At 36.9% G+C, this 15597-nt stretch carries 11 protein-coding genes; 8 read left to right on the forward strand and 3 right to left on the reverse strand.

What is annotated here, in order from left to right:
• Nucleotides 1–18 precede the first annotated feature (18 nt).
• From kduD to ACQCPR_RS04035, 3 genes are read left to right on the forward strand one after another with little or no spacing between them, the layout of a single operon-like run.
• Nucleotides 19–783, forward strand: a complete 765-nt coding sequence (gene kduD, locus ACQCPR_RS04025) for a 2-dehydro-3-deoxy-D-gluconate 5-dehydrogenase KduD (RefSeq protein WP_427138256.1) — start codon at nt 19–21, stop codon at nt 781–783.
• Between the two features lie 29 nt (nt 784–812).
• Nucleotides 813–1760, forward strand: a complete 948-nt coding sequence (locus ACQCPR_RS04030) for a sugar kinase (RefSeq protein WP_427138257.1) — start codon at nt 813–815, stop codon at nt 1758–1760.
• A 32-nt stretch (nt 1761–1792) separates the two neighbouring features.
• Nucleotides 1793–2416 carry a bifunctional 4-hydroxy-2-oxoglutarate aldolase/2-dehydro-3-deoxy-phosphogluconate aldolase gene (locus tag ACQCPR_RS04035; protein ID WP_427138258.1) on the forward strand — a complete coding sequence of 208 codons (624 nt, stop codon included), beginning with the start codon at nt 1793–1795 and terminating at the stop codon, nt 2414–2416.
• Between the two features lie 385 nt (nt 2417–2801).
• On the opposite strand, the gene ACQCPR_RS04040 is transcribed toward ACQCPR_RS04035, so the two are convergent.
• Genes ACQCPR_RS04040 through ACQCPR_RS04050 form a run of 3 tightly spaced genes read right to left on the reverse strand, consistent with a single transcriptional unit; the run spans nt 2802 to nt 7054 of the window.
• Nucleotides 2802–3173, reverse strand: coding sequence for a carboxymuconolactone decarboxylase family protein (locus tag ACQCPR_RS04040; RefSeq protein ID WP_427138259.1), 372 nt, complete (start codon nt 3171–3173; stop codon nt 2802–2804).
• Nucleotide 3174: 1 nt separating this feature from the next.
• Nucleotides 3175–4809: a thiamine pyrophosphate-binding protein gene (locus tag ACQCPR_RS04045; RefSeq protein ID WP_427138260.1), complete on the reverse strand. Its 1635-nt coding sequence runs from the start codon at nt 4807–4809 to the stop codon at nt 3175–3177.
• A gap of 19 nt (nt 4810–4828) precedes the next feature.
• Nucleotides 4829–7054: a putative bifunctional diguanylate cyclase/phosphodiesterase gene (locus ACQCPR_RS04050; RefSeq protein WP_427138261.1), complete on the reverse strand. Its 2226-nt coding sequence runs from the start codon at nt 7052–7054 to the stop codon at nt 4829–4831.
• A gap of 574 nt (nt 7055–7628) precedes the next feature.
• Between ACQCPR_RS04050 and ACQCPR_RS04055 the strand changes: the two genes are divergently transcribed.
• From ACQCPR_RS04055 to ACQCPR_RS04075, 5 genes are all read left to right on the forward strand, one after another.
• Nucleotides 7629–8108, forward strand: a complete 480-nt coding sequence (locus ACQCPR_RS04055) for a sigma-70 family RNA polymerase sigma factor (RefSeq protein WP_427138262.1) — start codon at nt 7629–7631, stop codon at nt 8106–8108.
• 247 nt (nt 8109–8355) lie between these two features.
• Complete coding sequence (locus ACQCPR_RS04060; RefSeq protein ID WP_427138263.1) at nt 8356–8823, forward strand: competence protein ComK; 468 nt, start codon at nt 8356–8358, stop codon at nt 8821–8823.
• Between the two features lie 603 nt (nt 8824–9426).
• The gene (locus tag ACQCPR_RS04065) at nt 9427–12027 is read left to right on the forward strand and encodes a bifunctional 2',3'-cyclic-nucleotide 2'-phosphodiesterase/3'-nucleotidase (RefSeq protein WP_427138264.1); all 2601 of its coding nucleotides are present in this window, start codon (nt 9427–9429) and stop codon (nt 12025–12027) included.
• 569 nt (nt 12028–12596) lie between these two features.
• Nucleotides 12597–14279 carry a hypothetical protein gene (locus ACQCPR_RS04070; protein ID WP_427138265.1) on the forward strand — a complete coding sequence of 561 codons (1683 nt, stop codon included), beginning with the start codon at nt 12597–12599 and terminating at the stop codon, nt 14277–14279.
• A 15-nt stretch (nt 14280–14294) separates the two neighbouring features.
• Nucleotides 14295–15539, forward strand: coding sequence for a DegT/DnrJ/EryC1/StrS family aminotransferase (locus ACQCPR_RS04075; protein WP_427138266.1), 1245 nt, complete (start codon nt 14295–14297; stop codon nt 15537–15539).
• The last annotated feature ends 58 nt before the right edge of the window (nt 15540–15597 follow it).

A 15597-nucleotide genomic window follows, 5' to 3' on the forward strand; every position in this document is an offset into this window, starting at 1 on the left:
AAAGGAGTTGGAATGGATATGACTAATCATCAAAATATTTTTTCATTAACGGGAAAGACAGCTCTTGTGACTGGTGCTCGCACTGGTATTGGGCAAGGTATTTCAGTAGGGCTAGCTAGAGCAGGTGCCCATGTACTATTACTCGGACATCAGGACAACTTGTCGGAAACAAAAGCAAAAATCGATGAGGTTGGAGGTACATATGAAACGATCTTAATGGATTTAAGTAAAGTAGAGACAATTCGAGAACAGCTACAACCTGTACTAGCTGACCACCATGTAGATATCTTAGTCAACAATGCAGGAGTTATTTATCGTGAACCAGCGGCTGAGTACGATGAGCAAGAGTGGATGAGAGTCATGAATGTAAACATTAATTCTATCTTTATCCTTTCTCAAGAAATAGGTAGAAGAATGATAGAAAAGGGTGAAGGGAAAATCATAAATATTGCGTCGCTGTTATCATTCCAAGGCGGAGTTAATGTTCCTGCCTATACAGCGAGTAAACATGCAGTTGCAGGACTTACCAAATCACTTGCAAACGAATGGGCTTCCAAAGGAGTTCAAGTTAATGCAATTGCTCCGGGATATATTGAAACTAACAACACAGAAGCACTTCGCAATGATAAAGAAAGAAGTAAATCTATATTGGAACGAATACCAGCGGGTAGATGGGGAGCACCAGAAGATATCGCTGGAGCCGCAGTATTCTTAAGTTCATCCGCTTCCAATTACGTCAACGGTCATGTCTTAGTCGTTGATGGCGGTTGGATGGGTCGATGATGATTGTTTTTGGGAGAGGAAGATTGTAAATGGATATTATTTCTATCGGAGATGGACTAATCACTTTCGATCCGGTTTCAAAAGGCCCATTACGTTTCGTCAATCAATTTGAACGGAAAATTGGTGGAGCGGAGTTAAATGTGCTTATCGGCTGCGCTCGTCTTGGTTTGAAAACAGGTTGGATTAGTCGACTAGGGAAAGACGAATTTGGAAGACACATCGTCAATACTGTTCGGGGTGAAGGGATAGATGTAGGAGAAGTGATTTTAGAGGAAGGTTACCCAACTTCACTTAACTTTAAAGAAGTACAAGAATCTGGGACTGGAAAGACCTTTTACTATCGTCATAAATCACCTACGGAAACGATCACACCTGATCTTCTTCCTGTAGGTTACATAAAAAGCTCGAAAATATTGCACGTAACAGGTGTTTATCCAGCCATAAATCAAAATAATCGGGATGTCATTCTAAAAGCTATACAAATAGCAAAAGAAAATGGCGTTAAAGTGTCCTTCGATCCAAATATTCGTCTTCGTTTATGGACAGAGGAAGAAGCACGAGAGACCATCATATCCTATTTACCTTATGTCGACTATTTACTGGCAGGAAAGGAAGAGCTAGAACTGATTTTCCAGACTACTAAGACGGAAGAGATTATACAAGAACTTAGCCATTACTCATGTGAAAAAATTGTGATGAAGGATGGGGAGAACGGGGCTTCTGTATTATTGGATGGAAAATGGTTTCACTCGAAAGCTCCGAAGGTTGTAAAAGTAGTGGATACAGTTGGTGCTGGAGATGGCTTTGATGCAGGTTTTTTATATGGAGTGCTTCAAAACTGGCCGATTGAAAAAACTTTAGAATTTGCTAATACAATAGGATCTATGGTCGTTCAAGTTTCAGGAGATAACGAAGGGCTTCCCTATCTAGAAGAAGTTCAGGCAAAGTTAGGACTATTAAATGTGATTGAGAGATAGTATAAAAACATCTTTGAAAGGAACGTGATTTGATGGAAATCGAACAATTAACGCAGGTTCCGATCATCCCCGTCTTAAGGAAGATTCCTTATGAAAAAAGTGATTACATTATAAATGCCTTACTCGAAGGTGGCATACGTTCTATTGAAATTACAATGGATACAGAACGAGCAGCCGATATTATAAATGCAGCACGTACCAAATACAGTTCCGATATTTCTATAGGTGCGGGAACTGTACTAACAGTGGAAAAAGCGAAAGATGCAATAGCAGCTGGAGCTGAGTTCATCGTTGCTCCGAATTTTGATGAAGCTGTAGCCAAGTATGCACAAGAACAGAAAATATTCTTTGTACCTGGTGTATTCACACCAAGTGAGATGGTCTCTGCGATTCAAGCAGGGGCTGAGATGGTAAAACTATTCCCAGCTTCTGTGTTAGGACCTCAGTTTATCAAAGATGTGAAAGGTCCCCTTAGTCACATACCAGTTATGTGTACTGGTGGGATAGACTTATCGACTGTAAAAAGCTATTTTGAAGTCGGAGCAGATGCAGTTGGAGCTGGAAGTTCTCTTGTGAAGAAAAAGTTTATTGAGGAAAATGATTGGATTGGACTTCAAAGTGAAACCAAAGAATGGGTACAATGTGTCCCTGTGTAGGAAACAATTCTACACTACTCTGATAATTCACTTCAACTCAGTATTAACTAAGGTTAGCATAGACATTATAAAAAGTTAACATTCAAAAAGTTCAAAGATTTAAAAATAACTCCACTCAAGTAAATAATCTTGAGTGGAGTTATTATTTGTCCCTGTGTAAGAAACAATTCTACACTATTCTGATAATAGACTACAATTCTGTGTGTCATGTGTTTGGAGAATATCGAATTAAACTGATGTGATAGAGAATAGGGAAGTTAGCACTATGGCATTAATATATATTTAATAGTACTTATTGATGAAAGTGAAGCAAAATCCCTGCGCAACGAATTGAATAATGCTAATTGTGTCTTACACAGGGACAGTTTACAGGGACAGTTTACTCCTATACCTCTTCGAAAATCTCACCAGCAATTCCCATTGCGTGTACAGCTTTTGGAAACCCAACATATCCAGCACAGTGGATGATGATCTCAATAATTTCTTCTTTTGACAGACCTACATTTAGTGCTGCTTGCAGGTGGACTCTGAGCTGATCGAAAGCACCTTGTGTGATAAGAGTTGTGAGTGTGATGATTTCTCTTTGTGAGTAGGAAAGCGTATTTCTAGAGTAGAGATCTCCAAAGCCAAAGGACACAATCATCTCCCAAAGGTCAGGTGATATATTTTTTATTCCTTCCATACCATTTCGGACATCTTGTGAAAATAGTTCTTCCATTGTATCTAAACCAGCCTCGTATCGCTTGTTATTTTCCATATTATTGCCTCCCCATAGTTGGTGGAATTTCATTTTCATCTACTAATACTTCAATCACTATCGGTTTGTTCGTTGCTTCTATCTTATGTAAAGCTTCTTTTATACTATCGATTAATTCAGTAGCTCTATAACATGTAAATGCTTCTAATCCCATAGACTCAGCAAATTTAGTAACGTTGAGCGGAGTTTCATATACACCGCCAATAGATGAGCCAATCATTTTTTGCATTCCTTTTTCCACCATATCCAATCGTCCATTATTCAAAACAATAAATAGGACAGGGGAGTTATAATTATATGCCGTAGAAAGCTCCGTACCATGCATAAACATGCATCCATCCCCAACTAAACATACAATAGTTTCTTCCGGGGCTGCTAGCTTAGCACCTATGGAAAAGCCAATACCATTACCCATCGCACCGAAAATATCATCAAAAAAGAAAGTCCCGGGTTTATAAATGTCAAAGTACTTAATCCCGTAAAAAGAGTGGCTGCCATCATCTCCGAAAATAATTGCATCCTCTGGAAGTCCGTAACGCATTGCCCTTATTACTTGGACTGCAGAGATTCGCTCACCTGGATTATTGTCCTGAAGTGGGATCAACTCGATTGGCGCTAAAAATGCTGAACTATCTATTTTAGTTATATACTTTAAGATAACTTTCAGATTCCCTTTTATATCACCAAGAACTGGAGTAGTTGGAACTGGAATCGATTTTCCGATAAACGTCGGATCATAGTCGAAGTGTATGATGTGCTCGGGATACATCACTTCAGATAAACCGGCAATGGACATATCACTTAGTCTTGAACCAATTACAAGGAGTAGGTCAACATTCTCTTGAAAGTAAGCGGTTGCTTCGTCTGTACCACCCAATCCGAATGCTCCTAATGAAAGCATATGATTGGAAGGAAATACTCCCTTTCCTCCTGGAGTTGTAATGACAGGGATGTTCCAATGTTCCGCCAGTTGCTGTACTTCACTATATGCTTTACTTGAATGAACACCTTTTCCTAAAAATAGAAGGGGACGTTTTGCAAGATTTAATCTATCGATTACTTCGTTTGTTAAAGGAGATATCATTTCATAAGGCAATGGTAAATCTAGTTGGAATGGTTCAATCTGTTCCAACAAAATATCAAATGGAATAGACAGATGCACAGGTCCTTTTACACCGGTCATAGCTTTTTCTAGCGCATGCTGTAGAAATGACTGTAGCATATCGCCTCGTTCTACCCGTGCACTAAACTTTGTAACAGATCTGAACATATCTACAAGGTCAGTTCCGAATAGACTGGAGTCCTGACCCATTGCTTTACCAGTATCTTTCATCGAGGGATGTCCTGTGATAATTAATAGGGGTAGATTAGAGGCCATTGCTTGGCCGGCAGCAGTGATCAGGTTAGTACCACCAGGTCCGGAAGTACCAACTGCGACCCCGATTTTCTGATTCATCAGGGCATAGCCGGTAGCTTCAAACCCTGCTGCTGCCTCATGTTTACTTAATACAAATTCCATATTATGGTGTAATAATTCGAATAATATAGGAGATACTGCCTTCCCCGGAATGCCGAATATATGATGAATTCCCCAGTGTTTAAAATTCGATACTAATACGGCAGAAGTCGTTTTCATGCTGTCATCTCTCCTGTAATCAATGATGTTCTAGGTAAATCTTCTCGATTTCATCTGCAGAAAGCGGTTTGCTAAAGTAATACCCCTGTGAAATATCACAATGATGACTTTTAAGGAAATCTAGCTGTTCCTGTGTTTCCACCCCTTCTGCAATTACCTCCTTACGAAGACTGTGAGCTAATGTAATTATTGCTTTTACAATGATGGCATCCTTCTCATTGTTCATAATTTCACTTACGAAGGATTTGTCAATCTTAATATAATCAACCGGAAAATTTTTAAGATAATTGAGCGAGCTATATCCTGTTCCAAAATCATCAATACTGATACCAATACCAAGTGCTTTTAGCTGTTCTAATATTTGAATAGAGTAATCGTATTCCATTGCCATATACTCGGTAATTTCAACGACCACATAAGCTGGATCGATAGCTATACGTTCCAACATATCTTCCATAAATGCCAAGAGATCTCTTGTAAGAAATTGTTGTGTTGAGAGATTAACGGACATTTTTACTGGGGTCATACCAACATCTTGCCATTTTTTGTTTTGGGAACAAGCCTCATTGATGACCCACTCTCCAATTTGGGTGATTAATCCATTTTCTTCTGCCAGTTTTATAAACGTTCCTGGAGGTATGAGACCTAGTGTAGGATGCTGCCAACGTAACAATGCCTCAAAACCTAATAATTTACCAGTATCGTTATTAATTTGGGGCTGATAATGAAGTACAAATTCATCGTTATCCAAGGCTCTTCTTAAATCGACCTCCAGCATGTATTCGTCCATCATTACATCCAATAATTCTGATGAATGAACGACGTATCGATTTTTACCTTCTGATTTTGCTTGATACATCGCGTTATCAGCATAGACCATGAGTTGCTCCATTGAAATTGGGTAGTCGGGATAAATAGCCACCCCAATACTAGCTGTTGTATTTAACTCTTTTCCACTAACATAAAAAGGTTGCTGAAACAGCTGAATTATCTCTTCTGCTTTTTTCATGACATAATCAATATCAACAAAATCCTTCAGTAGAAAGACAAACTCATCCCCACCCATTCGCGCAAGTATATCCTTCTCTCCAAGAGCACCACATAAACGTTTGCTTACCTCGATTAAGAACTTATCTCCATAAGAATGACTAAAGTTATCATTAATGACTTTAAATCGATCCAAATCTATGAATAAAACAGCCAAGGTACGTTGTTGACCATCGTATATTTGCTGGATAATGGCTTCTAATTCTTTTTTAATATGTCGTCTGTTTGATAAATTCGTTAAATCATCATGATAAGCTAAATAATTATATTTTTCCTGTAGCAAGTAGCGATCAGAGATGTCTCTGAACTGACCAAATGCACCAATCATCTTGTCCTCTTCATAAATTGGCTGTGCGTCAAAGAGACAAACAATGAGGTTACCTGAGTCACCTTTAAATTTTATTTCCTCATTTTTAACTATTCTCCCTTGTTCCAGTACCTCTTTAAAATATTCACCTGTTAAATGTGATTCAAGAATATTTCTACCCACAACAGCTTCTCTGCTGTTATTCGAAATTTGTTCAGCAAAGCTATTAAACTCGGTTGTAATTCCTTTCTCATCCGTAATAACAATGCCATTCCTTGTTCTACTTAACATAATCTGATTCATAATATTAAGCTTTTTATTTTGTTTTCTTAATAATAGTTCCCTTTCGATTGAATCTATCACTTGAGCTAACATCGTTAAGAAAAGTGTATTTTGAAATTGGATAGGCATCATAATAGAAACGCTACCAAGCAAGTTATTCTCATCCGTATAGTGAAAAGCTGTTCCATAACAAGCAATCTCATGAAGAAAACTATGATAATGTTGTTCACCAATCAAGCTGATAGGGTGTCTTTGCTGTAATGATAAACTAACAACATTTGTGCCTGTATCTTCTTGAACGAACAGGCTGCCAGGTTTGATCCCAAATTGTTCAATGGTAGACTTGATGGTTTCATCCCCTTCGATTTCCAATAGGTAACCGGTCGCATCAGAGACTACAACAAGTATGGGGGTGCCTTTTAAGGAATCTAGTAGCTTATTTGAGAAAAAACGCACAACTGATAGTATTTCACTATAAAATTTTCTCTTTGCTGCAAACTGCTCTTCATCTAAAAACCTTTTCGGTCTCGATATCTCATTCGGATCCATTCCGGCATCTATGCATGCTCTCTTAGATTCTGTAATGTAGTATGGTTCCGTCGTATCCATGTTCTCCTCCTAAAAAGTTTATATTATATATACCCTAATTTAATTGAGTCAAATTTTTAATAAATTGATAAATGAAAAAATATATGCTTATGCTTTTATTATAAAATAGCGAAAAAAAAGAATCCGTTTCTGCTAAGGTTAAGTCTTTACAAATTAACCAGTAGAAAGAATTCCAATATACTAATTTTACAGCAAAACGTAGTAAATTTCAAACTAATAGACTGTTATCTATTATATGTCGAAAAGCCATACCCTTGATTGCAAATATAATAAAGAGAACTATTGGGAGTTTATTATAAACACTAATAGTTCTCTTTTTTACTCGTATAGTAGGTAAATATATATCATGTTCTTAAAATAATTCAAAATTAGACTGGAACCAGTCATCCTTAAAACTTTGTATCAGTTTTAACTGTTTTTCCTCACAATACATACCGTTCCATAGACTAAAGCATAACGTTTACTAAGCTACAATCTTTTAAATAGTCATTAGATTTTGCATAAGAAGTTAATTATTCTTAGGCTACCTAGGAATAAACGAATCGTGCATGACTCAAAAAGGAACTTAGCGTTGATGGAATTTGAATATGTATTGGAGCAATTTGAGCCGATGATTTCTGCTTGCATTCGGAAGCTAAGCATATATAAAAACCATGAGTTATATAGACAGGCAGGTAGAATTGCTTTATGGAAGGCATGGGTGTGGTTCGATGTGGAAAAGGGAGATTTTGCACCTTATGCGTACCGCTCGATTTACGGTGGAATGCTCGATGAATTAAAACGAGAAAAACGTCAGGAAGAGCAAGTCGACACTGTGGAGGATGAAAAATTGGCATTTTTACTTGAACAATCTCTTGAAACAAGCTTATTTCGGGAGGATTTGGAAATAGCAATTGAATCATTGTATGCAAAAGAGCGAGAGCTTTTGATGTGGATTTTCGTGGAAGGGATCTCGCTGCAGCAGGCCGCAACGAGAGCTGGCATAACAATACCAGGTATTAAAAAGAGACGAGAAAGAATGCTTGCAAAATTGAGAGTACATATTGAAAAATAGGATTTAAAGTTTTTACCGGGAGAGTGATCTTCGACACTTCTCGGTATTTTTTTCAGTTACTTTATACCAAACGGATAGAAAATGTTTTTCTAATATAGGACCAAATTCTAAATAATACTTTACTAGAAGGGGTAATTAGGAATTATTTTTAAAATATTGCATATATTTAGTAAATTTAGACTAGTATGTTATATTGTAATTTGGTAGGATGTACTTGCAGGGAGGGGACAAAAAAGGGGGATATACGGTGAAAGATATTAAAAAAAGTTCTGGATTGATTGATAACCAAACATTAATAATTGAGCCTGTTTTTAAAGATAAGGTGAAGACGCGAATCGTGACGACACATGGAACTTATTATTCAGAAGAGAGTACATTGAACTTACTTGAAGATGCATGTAATAGATTTGCATCTACATTGGAGGGACGTTTGAAAGCAACGAAAAAATTAATGAAATATTCGGTAAAGACACCGTTGCTCATAGAGCCAAATGATTTCGGTGCTTTTCCAACGATGTCCTATAGGAATCCAGAGTGTGTTTGGATATTTAATCACCCTTTTTATGTGGTTGAGTTAAGCAAGGGGATGTCAGTCATCCATTTTCTTAATGGAATCTCTGTCACTGTAAATGCTTCCAAGCATGTATTGTTAAAACAACATCAAAGACTACACACCTCGTTAAATATATATGGTATGTACCATCGAAAAAAATAGGTACATAGGGAACATATTGTATAAGGTTTCTTTTGTTTATGTAACTTGAAGCTAGTTAATTGGCATTGAAGTGTACAAAAATATTGTCTCCTAACTAAATATTTAATCGTGTGGCGTCTGAAGATACTTTTCAGATGCTTTTTTTGAGTGATAGGAAATTATATAAAAATTTCCTGAGAACTCTGTGTAAAATGCAATAACCTGTTTCTTAAAGTTGTAGTAGGGAGAAGGACAGACAAATGCCATAAGATTACCGAGAAAAGACCAGTTGCACTAAAAACATTCGGGATCTTATAGGATAAGCCTTTCCAGAGCCAGAGCACTTCGAAAACGTTAGATACATGTTTTGAATTATAAGGATCGGGCGTCTATTTACCCAGTTTTTCTTTGACAGCTCTCTTATATGAACTATATAAAGATTTTTACAAATCTCGTTCTATTTAATAATGGAAGGGATTTTAAATGTGTCGCTTAAACTTAACTTTATTTACGAAATTATTACAATATTCTTGTTGTAATAGGCTGTTTTTTCCATTATCTTTAAGGAAGGGGCTTATGAAAATTAAGCTGGGAGAATATAATCTATCAAACGGGAGTGACAGGATGAAGAAGAATACGCTCAAGAAATCTGTAGTAGCTGCAGCATTAGCAACATCTTTGTTGGCAAGTACGAATGTTAGTTTTGCGAGTAGTTCAATGCAGGATGTTGTAGATCAAGCGAGAAAAGATATGAAGAATGCAGCTTATGCATATGTAGTTCCTGCTCAAAGTGGCAAGCTTGCTACAAGCAAAGAGTTGTATCCGGCACTTAATAAAGCAAAAGATAATTATGTGAAAGCAAAGGCTGCTATTACGAAGTCTAATGCGAAAAGTAAAGCCGTTTTACTCAAAGATTTAAACGCTCTTTATAATGAACGTGTTACAAAAGGAATCATTCCTTATATCGATGCTTATAACTATGCAGACAAATACTTAACTCCTATTATGAATGACATTAAAAAAGCTGAATCTGCAAAAGATTGGGCGAAGGTTGAGACTTTATATCATAAACTATCTGTTCAGTTGAAGAGTCGTACAACAATTCTCTATCGTTTTAGTGGTAAAGCTGCGAGAGATTTATTGTTAGACCAATATAAAGAACCAGCAAATACGAAACGAGATCAGTTGATGGTTCCTGTCACTGTTTATATGAAGGTTGTTCAAGCTGAAAAGTTATTAGCAGCTGGCAATAAAACCGAAGCTAAAAAGGTAATCGATACGATAGCACCTTTACTAGATAAACTTCCAACCGCTAGTTCATATCCAATGGTAGAAGATTTATTGAAAAAATTAGAAGCTGTTATTAAAGCATCAGGAGCAGAAGTGGAATCAGGCTCTAAAGATGCAGTGTCATTACGTATTTTAGGTACATCTGATATTCATACGAATATTGTGAACTATGACTATTACAAAGATACTGAGTCTAATAGCTTAGGTCTTGCAAAAACTGCAACACTTATTAAAACAGCGCGTACTGAAAATAGCAACTCTTTATTATTCGATAACGGCGATGCTATTCAAGGAACTCCACTAGGTTCATACAAGCAAGCTATAGATAAATTAGTAGATGGGGAAGAGCATCCATCTGTAACTGCAATGGAATTGTTGGGTTATGACGGAGCAACTTTTGGTAACCATGAATTTAACTACGGTCTTGATTATTTAGATGAAGTAATGGATGATGCAAACTTCCCTTATGTGAATGCGAATGTTCAAGACGCAACAACTGGTAAATTATTATATAAACCGTATGTGTTAATTGACCAAGAGGTGGTTGATGCAGAAGGTGACAAATCAACGATCAAAGTTGGAGTAACTGGAATTGTTCCTCCGCAAATCCTGAAATGGGATAAATCTCATCTAGAGGGAAAAGTAAAAGTGCAAGATTCTGTGCAAGCTGTGGAAGCTGTTATACCTCAAATGAAAAAAGCTGGAGCAGATGTAGTTGTCGTTCTTTCTCACTCAGGTCTTGGAGATACAAAGCATGAGGTTGGCGAAGAAGATGTAACATATTTACTAACGAAGGTTGAAGGTGTTGATGCAATTATTACAGGACATGCTCACCAAGTATTCCCTGGTAAAGTTGATGCTTCTTTAACGAATGTAAATATCGATAAAGGTACGATCAACGGTGTTCCAGTTGTAATGCCAGGTAAATTTGGTAGTCATTTAGGTGTAATTGACTTAACGTTAGAGAAAGAGGGCAACGAATGGGCTGTAACAAATTCTAAAGCAGAAGTACGTACAATTGCAAAAGATGCAACGGATGTAGACAAAACTATAGTGAACGCTGTAAAAGAAGCACATGAAGGAACGATTAAATACGTACGCCAAGCAGTTGGAACAACAACAGCTGACATTCATAGCTACTTTTCACAAGTACAAGATGATCCATCTATCCAAATCGTAACAAATGCTCAAACTGAGTACGTAAAAGCAAAACTAAAAGGTACAGAAAATGAAAAACTTCCAGTACTTTCTGCTGGTGCACCATTCAAAGCAGGAACAAGAAGTGACCCTGAATATTACACGTATGTTCCAAAAGGCGAGTTAGCCATTAAGAACGTAGCTGATTTATATTTATACGACAACACAGTAGCAATTGTTAAAGTTACTGGAGCTGACGTAAAAGAATGGTTAGAAATGTCTGCAGGTCAATTCAACCAAATCGATGCAACAAAAACTGGCGATCAACAACTTATTAATACAGACTTCCGCTCTTACAATTATGACGTAATTGATGGTGTAACATATGAAATTGATGTGACGAAACCAGCCAAATATGATGCAGACGGAAATCTAGTAAATGATAAATCATCTCGTATTACAAATTTACAATTCGATGGTAAGCCAATCGACTTAAAACAAGAGTTTATCGTAGCAACAAACAACTATCGTGCAAATGGAACATTCCCAGGAGTACGTAATGCAACAGCAATTGAAATCTATCCAGATGAAAACCGTCAAACAATTATTGATTATATTCTTGCTGAGAAAACGATCGATCCATCTGCTGACGGCAACTGGAAATTTGCAGCACTTCCTGCAAACGCAACAATCGTATTTGAATCTTCCAAACAAGCAGAAAAAGTAATCCCTGCAGACGGCAACATTAAATATGTTGGCGAAGGTACGGATGGGTTTGGGAAGTATTCTATAAAGTGACCCTGTGTAACAAACGATTCTGATATTTAACTACAATTCGCACACTCTCTAGGTTTCTGCTAGAGGGTGTGTTTTTTTATGTCCCTGTGTAGTAAACAATTCTAATACTTGGCAATCCATAACATACCCTCTTGCACAAGAGCTGGAGGGGGATTTTAATGTGAACTAATCAAAAGGATCCCTGTGTAGCAAACAATTCTGATATTTCCCGATTATTAACACCCCTTCCCGTATATGAGCTGAGGGGCGATTTTGTGAATTAATAATTCTGAAAGCTCTGGATTAATAACTATGAACTGTATATAAAGAAGCAATTAGTAGGGAGTAAGCGAGGACTAGTCTAAAAAAGAGTATGAAATATAAAGAGTAAAATAAAACATTGATTTTTCAGAAAATTATACATATAATAATTTTAAATACATGTTATATACAGGTGTTTCATATAATACTAGTAGTTTTACTACTAATTACATCATATCAATAAAAATAATATAAATATGAATAATTATAAAAATTTATATACATGTAATTTACTTGTATATTAATATATTTCGAAGGGTGATAGAAATATGAAAATGGCCAAAATTGGTGTTGTTTTTGATGATATGGATGCGGAGTTAGAGTGGTCTAAGAAGAAAAACCTTTTCGAGTATTTTATATTTGAAATTCTTGATCATTTTAGAATCCCATATGAAAAACTAGATGTAACGGATAAGTATAATTCATTTGACGTGTTGATTGTGAGTCACATCCGAGATAGTGAAGAAGCGTGCAGCAAAATATTAGAATATATACACGCTGGTGGGACTGTCGTTTCTTATGGGGGATTGGACTCTATAAGAAAGAAACTAGGTTTTTCAAACAAGCTTGCGTCTCAAAAGGGTTATGCAGATTTATCTGCCTTTTTAAACCAACATACCCCTTTACGTTTCCTAGATGCCGAGCCTTGGACGCATGAAACTGATTTAGACGTAACAGAATTTGGTGCTGTAGCTGATGAGGCAAAAACATGGCAGGGAGTATCTGCATTACAGCAAATAAAGTATGGTTCTGGAACACTTGAACGCTGGTCAGTACCGATTCCTCAAACGATCGTTGGTTTGCAACAGGGAACGAAGCCTGTTATAGAGGATGGAATACCAGCCCCGGATGGTACGGCAAATTTAGATGAGGAAATTTTAAAGGCAGAGGATGGCTTTGAACTGGATTGGGTTCAAGATCGTGCATTTACAGAAACTGGAATGCCTTATTTCCCTCACCCATATGCTGACTTATGGAAAGAAGTAATAATGGAACATTTATTAAAAATAGTGCTAGGAAAAGGTTTAACACTTCCCTTCTTAGACTATTGGCCATCAAAAGTACAACATGTTGCGATGATTTCCCATGATAGTGATTTAAATGTGGATGAATCAGCTCAAATGACACTAGATACGCTGAAAGCAGAAAATGTTCGGTCTACTTGGTGCATGATTGCACCAGGCTACAGTTCCTCGATATATGACCAAATAAAAAGTGATGGTCATGAAATTGCCCTTCATTACAATGCACTAGAGCAGGATGAAGGGGTTTGGTCAGCGGAAGCTTTTCAAACACAATTAGACTGGTTAGAAAAAACGACAAATACAAACCATACTGTATCTAATAAAAATCACTATACACGTTTTGAGGGTTGGGGAGAGTTATACACTTGGTGTGAAAACAATGGAATCCAAGTGGATCAATCGAGAGGTCCAAGTAAAAAAGGGAATATTGGTTTTTTATTTGGCACATGTCATCCTTATTTTCCAATTGCTTGGGCAGATGAAAAGAATAGACTATATGACGTTTTAGAAATTGGGTTTTTAACACAAGATCTAAATCACAATACATTATCAGATGTTAGTGTCATTCAGCCATTTTTAGATGGAGTGAAGCGGGTTAATGGTGTAGCGCATTTTCTGTTCCATCAATACCATATTTACCATCAGCCAAAAGTGCGAGAGGCCATTGTTCAATTAATAACAACTGCTAAAACTCAAGGATTTACCTTCTGGACTAGTAAGCAAATTAATGATTGGGAACGCGCACGTCGTGGGCTTACAATTAATGGAATTAGTTATTCAGGAGACATTAAAGTAACTAGCCGGGATGAGGAAAATGATTTTATGCTTCTCATACCAATAGCGGAGGACCATGCATCAGCAGATGATGAAGTAATAGTGCAACGATTTGGTGTTAATTGTAAACAAGTTCAAATCAAAAGAACCTAATATGGGGGACTTATAATGGAAGGAAACATATTAGCAATAAATGGTGGAGCAAAGGTGAAAACGACACCATTTGGTACAGGGCAACGCTTTGGGTTAGAAGAGGCAAAGGAATTACTGGAGGCACTAGAGCAAAATACATTATTTTATCATTTTGGTCATAAAGTAAAGCAGTTTTTACAGGATTTCAATAATCTTTATCAAGTAAAACACAGTGTTGCTACTTCTTCTGGAACTGCTGCACTACATGTCGCACTTGGAGCAGCTGGAGTTACTGCTGGAGATGAGGTTATTACAAGTCCTATTACAGACCAAGGTACAGTGGTAGGTATTCTCTACCAAAATGCCATCCCAGTCTTCGCTGATTTGGATCCTCATAGTTATACAATGACTGCTACATCAATCGAAGAAAAAATAACAGCAAAGACGAAGGCAATAATTGTTGTTCATCTTGCAGGTAACCCTTGCGATATGGACCCAATTATGGAACTTGCCAAAAAATATAACATCAAGGTCGTGGAGGATTGTGCTCAAAGTTATTTAACGACTTACAAAGGTCGATTAACAGGTACCATAGGGGATTATGGCTGCTTTAGTACTAATGATTTTAAGCATATTTCTACTGGTGACGGTGGAATGGTGACTGTAAACTCAGGAAATGAATCTGATTATTTTACAACGCATGCATTTGCAGATAAAAATTATCGAAGACAAGAAGACGCTGTGATGAAGGATATAGAATATTTAGCACCGAATTATCGAATGACCGAGCTGCAGGGTGCGGTTGGAATTGCACAATTGAAAAAGCTTAACTGGATTTGTACAAGACGCAATGAGTTAGGGGAAAGATTAAAGCAAGGAATCGCTACTATTAAAGGAATCAATCCGATGAAAATTACTAACGAAGGCTGGTGCAGTTATTGGTTTTATATGCTCACTCTGAATCTGGAACAGTTAACGTGCTCAAGAGAGGAATTTTCAGAAGCTTTAGCGGAAGAAGGAATTCCAAACCAACCGGGTTATATACCAAAGGTGTTATATGCGCAGCCTATATTTCAAAAGAAACAGGCATATTTGAATAACCATTATCCATTTAATCTAGGAGCCTATGACTACTCCATAGGAAGCTGTCCAAACGCAGAGAGTATTTTAGAAACGGCCATTCGATTAAATATAAATGAGTTCTATACAGATCAAGACGTAGAAGATATGATTGCCGCAATTAATAAAGTTGCTTCATTTCATAGCAAATCAATATCATAATTACTTGTTTAATTGAGTCAATTTCATAATTACTTATTTCATTTAAAAATACGAATGT

This window comes from Psychrobacillus psychrodurans (assembly GCF_050209195.1).
Taxonomy (GTDB): Bacteria; Bacillota; Bacilli; order Bacillales_A; family Planococcaceae; genus Psychrobacillus; species Psychrobacillus psychrodurans.

Bases quoted from the DNA above. Each gene is read 5' to 3' on its own strand.
- kduD (WP_427138256.1), top strand. From the start codon at position 19: ATGACTAATCATCAAAATATTTTTTCATTAACGGGAAAGACAGCTCTT.
- ACQCPR_RS04030 (WP_427138257.1), top strand. From the start codon at position 813: ATGGATATTATTTCTATCGGAGATGGACTAATCACTTTCGATCCGGTT.
- ACQCPR_RS04035 (WP_427138258.1), top strand. From the start codon at position 1,793: ATGGAAATCGAACAATTAACGCAGGTTCCGATCATCCCCGTCTTAAGG.
- ACQCPR_RS04040 (WP_427138259.1), bottom strand. From the start codon at position 3,173: ATGGAAAATAACAAGCGATACGAGGCTGGTTTAGATACAATGGAAGAA.
- ACQCPR_RS04045 (WP_427138260.1), bottom strand. From the start codon at position 4,809: ATGAAAACGACTTCTGCCGTATTAGTATCGAATTTTAAACACTGGGGA.
- ACQCPR_RS04050 (WP_427138261.1), bottom strand. From the start codon at position 7,054: ATGGATACGACGGAACCATACTACATTACAGAATCTAAGAGAGCATGC.
- ACQCPR_RS04055 (WP_427138262.1), top strand. From the start codon at position 7,629: ATGGAATTTGAATATGTATTGGAGCAATTTGAGCCGATGATTTCTGCT.
- ACQCPR_RS04065 (WP_427138264.1), top strand. From the start codon at position 9,427: ATGAAGAAGAATACGCTCAAGAAATCTGTAGTAGCTGCAGCATTAGCA.
- ACQCPR_RS04070 (WP_427138265.1), top strand. From the start codon at position 12,597: ATGAAAATGGCCAAAATTGGTGTTGTTTTTGATGATATGGATGCGGAG.
- ACQCPR_RS04075 (WP_427138266.1), top strand. From the start codon at position 14,295: ATGGAAGGAAACATATTAGCAATAAATGGTGGAGCAAAGGTGAAAACG.